The sequence below is a fragment of the Psychrobacter sp. TB20-MNA-CIBAN-0197 genome (assembly GCF_040309765.1).
GTDB lineage: Bacteria > Pseudomonadota > Gammaproteobacteria > Pseudomonadales > Moraxellaceae > Psychrobacter > Psychrobacter submarinus.
Genome location: NZ_JBEOPC010000539.1, coordinates 1 through 275, shown reverse-complemented (window position 1 = coordinate 275; position 275 = coordinate 1). Strand labels below are relative to the sequence as shown.

At 40.0% G+C, this 275-nt stretch carries 1 protein-coding gene; it reads right to left on the bottom strand.

Going from position 1 to position 275, the window contains the following annotated elements; translation table 11 throughout:
* Positions 1–275, bottom strand: a 275-nt coding sequence (locus AAEY83_RS14855; RefSeq protein WP_502945189.1) for a hypothetical protein, incomplete at both ends; no start/stop codon positions are given.

Below are 275 nucleotides of genomic sequence, written 5' to 3'. Positions count from 1 at the left end.
ATCCAATATTTGTGGAGCAGTAGCTTCATTCAAAGCATTTTTATTCAAATCAGCTCTATTTAAAGCATCTGCTGATGTAGCCGTTATATTCTGCTTTACTAAAGAGTGTTCACTAGTAGCGACTGTCTGAGAACTACTCTTCATGCGAATCGGGCTTAAACCTGCTTTTAAATTTGTATTGGGATTCGAAGCTGTATGGGACGTAATATCAGCTTTATTATTCTGATGGCTCGTTGCAGACGTGTGATTATTGCCAGCGCTTGGCAATCTGGCAC